3 protein-coding genes and 1 pseudogene are annotated in these 2,923 nt (G+C 73.2%); 2 read left to right on the top strand and 2 right to left on the bottom strand.

What is annotated here, in order from left to right:
- Both AA75_RS50025 and AA75_RS32050 read right to left on the bottom strand, forming a co-directional pair.
- Positions 1 to 351 (bottom strand): annotated as a pseudogene (locus tag AA75_RS50025) (hypothetical protein); the annotation flags it as partial.
- A 401-nt stretch (positions 352 to 752) separates the two neighbouring features.
- Positions 753 to 1,661 (bottom strand): alpha/beta fold hydrolase, encoded by a 909-nt coding sequence (locus AA75_RS32050; RefSeq protein WP_033823846.1) that lies wholly within the window; start codon positions 1,659 to 1,661, stop codon positions 753 to 755.
- Between the two features lie 230 nt (positions 1,662 to 1,891).
- Between AA75_RS32050 and AA75_RS32045 the strand changes: the two genes are divergently transcribed.
- Together AA75_RS32045 and AA75_RS32040 are read left to right on the top strand one after the other, a co-directional pair.
- Entirely contained in the window at positions 1,892 to 2,563 is a 672-nt protein-coding gene (locus AA75_RS32045) for a TetR/AcrR family transcriptional regulator (RefSeq protein WP_033823845.1), read from the top strand.
- Between the two features lie 122 nt (positions 2,564 to 2,685).
- Complete coding sequence (locus tag AA75_RS32040) at positions 2,686 to 2,913, top strand: DUF3107 domain-containing protein (RefSeq protein WP_033823850.1); 228 nt, start codon at positions 2,686 to 2,688, stop codon at positions 2,911 to 2,913.
- The last annotated feature ends 10 nt before the right edge of the window (positions 2,914 to 2,923 follow it).

Below are 2,923 nucleotides of genomic sequence, written 5' to 3'. Positions count from 1 at the left end.
GGCTCTCGCGAGCTCGGGGAGCCGGTACAGGCCCGGGCCGAAGGAGGACCGCTCGGCGGGCAGCACCAGCGCCCGGACCAGCTGCTCGTAGGCCTTGCGGTACGGCCCGCGGCGGTGGGCGGCCGGGCCGCGCCCGGCGGGCCGGCGGCCCCACATCGGGAGCGTGTGCACGGCGGTCAGCCCGCGCACCGGCGGGCCCGGCTCCGCCCCGGCCGGACCGGGGCGCTCGCCGCGCGCCAGCAGGTACAGCTGGAACTCGTGCTCGACCAGCCCGTCGGCCAGTCGGCCGCACCAGCCGGCACCACGCTGCGCGTTCGAATAGGTGCTCTCGGTGAGCAGGGCGATGCGCACGACGCCTCCAGAGCAGAGCGTTCGACGGGTTCGACGACTACGACACAGGGAGCCTGATCAACCAGTGACACCAATGCTCAGAAAGGCAGCGGCCCCGGGCGGTGCCGAGGCCACTCCCCGTGGCCTCGGCACCCGGCACCGCCGTGCAGCGCCACCGGGTATCCGGCGACGGCTGCTCCCCCACACCTGTTCGGTCTGACACCACGAAGGTAGAACGAGCGAGGCGCATCACCTCGCTCACCTGCCTGGTAGCCACCTGATCGAGTGAACCGGCGTGACCGGGCCGGATCTCCGGCGTTCACCCGGCCGTGGCAGGCCCGTGGCAGCACGGCCACCGCCGGCGCCGCGGCCCGCCCCACCCGCACCCGTACCCGTCGACCCCGCGCGGGTCCGCTCGGAACTCAGAACCCGGCCAGCAGCTCCCGGACCGCCCGCGCCACCTGCCGCGGGTGCTCCATCATCGCCACGTGCCCGGAGTCCGGCAGCACCAGCAGCCGGGCGTCCTCGAACGCCGCACAGGCCCGCCGGGCGGAGCGGTAGGACACCAGCTTGTCCTTCAGCCCGTACACCAGCAGCACCGGCACCCGGACCTGCGCGGCCTGCCGCCACAGCGACTGCTCGCCGCGCTCCGTGTACGCGGTCACCACCCCGCGGGCCGAGCCGGCCAGCACCGGGAGCGCGTAGGGCAGGGCCATCCGGCGCCGGTACTCGGCCACCGCCCCGGCCCGCCGCTCGGCCGGTATGGCCGACGGGTCGGCGTACACCAGCCGCAGCAGGTTCTCGGTGGCCGCCTCGACGCTGCGCCGCCGGTCCGGGGCGCGGCCGAGCAGCGCGGGCAGGCCGGGTACCGCGAGCAGCCCGGTCGGCCAGGCGCTGCGCTGCGGCGGCAGCTCGGGCAGGGCCGGGGAGATCAGGATCAGGCTGCGCACCAGGTCGGGCCGCAGGGCCGCGACCCGGACCGAGACGGCGCCGCCCAGCGAGTTGCCGAACAGGTGCACCGGACCGCGGTCGCACTGCTCCAGGTACCCGATCACGGCCCGGGCGTGGCCGGAGACCGAGAGGTTGCCGTCCTGCGGCGGCGCGGACCAGCCGAAGCCGGGCAGGTCCAGCGCCTCGCCCGCGACCACCCCGGAGAGCTCGGCCATCAGCTCGGTCCAGTTGTCGGCGGAGCCGCCCAGCCCGTGCACGTAGAGGGCGGGCGGCAGGCCGTCCCCGTTCCCGTCGGCGGTTCCGCGGACGGCCAGTTCGGCGCCCGGGACCAGGACGGTTCTGAACGATTCGGCCTCGGGCTGCAGCTGATCGGCGCTCATGGAGCACGATGGTAGTGAGGTGCCGGGCGCCCGGAAGGCGGCCCGGCCGGATCTCACCCTGTGGACAGCGCAGGTCCGGACCGTATTGTGGGCTCCCGACAAGGCCGTTTCTGCGTTTTACTCGGCTTCACCGGGAGCAGACCTGGTTACCGAAAAGTAGAATCAATGGCCCTGCCATCGGTCCGACCGACCGTGCAGCGACCATGTCCGACCGTGAAGTGAGGAGCGCCGTGACGGCCATCCAGGAGGCGCAGGAGCGCCCGCGCGGTGCTCGCCTGCCGCGAAGCGCCCGCCGTGAACAACTGCTCGGCGCGGCTCAGGAGGTGTTCGTCGCCCAGGGCTACCACTCGGCCGCCATGGACGACATCGCCGACCGGGCCGGGGTGAGCAAGCCGGTGCTGTACCAGCACTTCCCGGGCAAGCTCGAGCTCTACCTCGCCCTCCTCGACAAGCACTGCGACGCCCTGGTCGACGCCACCCGGGACGCGCTCTCCGCGACCACCGACAACAAGCAGCGGGTGGCCGCCACCATGGAGGCGTACTTCCACTACGTCTCCAGCGAGTCCGGCGCCTTCCGGCTGGTCTTCGAGTCCGACCTGACCAACGAGCCGGCCGTGCGCGAGCGGGTGGAGCGGGCCAGCGACATGAGCGCCACCCTGGTCAGCAAGGTGATCGCGGAGGACACCGACCTGCCCGAGGCGGAGGCCAAGCTGCTGGCCGCCGGGGTCTGCGGCCTGGCCCAGATCACCGCCCGCTACTGGCTCTCGCAGGGCCGGGACATCCCCCGGGACGAGGCGGTCCGGCTGGTCGCCAGCCTGGCCTGGCGCGGCCTCAAGGGCTTCCCGATGCACCCGAACGACCAGGACCAGGCCGACGGGGACGAGGAGCCGGCGGACAGCTGATCAGCGGACCTTCGCCGCGCGGCCCGGACCGTGCTCTATGGTGAAGCCGTACGGCGCAAGGACCGCGGACACCTGTTCGAGGTGGTGCGCATGGCTGTTGCAACCCCGGAGGGATGGAAGCCGTGGAGGTCAAGATCGGCGTGCAGAACGCGCCCCGCGACATCGTCATCGAGAGCTCGCTGAGCGCTGACGAGATCGCGAGCGCCGTCGCCAAGGCGCTGGAGGGCACCGAGAAGCTCCTCTCCCTGACCGACGAGCACGGCCGTCGCGTCCTCGTCCCGGCCGAGCGCCTGGCGTACGTGGAGATCGGCGAGCCGGCCGCCCGCAAGGTGGGCTTCGGCACCCTCTGACCGAGGCGCC

Source organism: Kitasatospora sp. MBT63 (assembly GCF_000710465.2).
In the GTDB taxonomy this organism is placed as follows: Bacteria; Actinomycetota; Actinomycetes; order Streptomycetales; family Streptomycetaceae; genus Kitasatospora.
The sequence above is the reverse complement of the archived record's forward strand: the minus strand, read 5'-3'. Positions and strand labels throughout refer to the sequence as shown.